Origin of the sequence: Pantoea sp. VS1 (genome assembly GCF_002207995.1) — a bacterium.
Lineage (GTDB): Bacteria > Pseudomonadota > Gammaproteobacteria > Enterobacterales > Enterobacteriaceae > Pantoea > Pantoea dispersa.
Map to the genome: position 1 here is coordinate 1 of NZ_NHZE01000059.1, position 277 is coordinate 277.

Sequence of the window (277 nt, forward strand, 5' to 3'; positions counted from 1 at the left end):
GGACCTACTTCAGCCCCAGGATGTGATGAGCCGACATCGAGGTGCCAAACACCGCCGTCGATATGAACTCTTGGGCGGTATCAGCCTGTTATCCCCGGAGTACCTTTTATCCGTTGAGCGATGGCCCTTCCATTCAGAACCACCGGATCACTATGACCTGCTTTCGCACCTGCTCGAGCCGTCACTCTCGCAGTCAAGCTGGCTTATGCCATTGCACTAACCTCCTGATGTCCGACCAGGATTAGCCAACCTTCGTGCTCCTCCGTTACGCTTTGGG

1 rRNA gene is annotated in these 277 nt (G+C 55.6%); it reads right to left on the bottom strand.

Annotated elements, in window-relative coordinates:
• Nucleotides 1-277, bottom strand: a 23S ribosomal RNA gene (locus tag CBW22_RS22010); the annotation flags it as partial.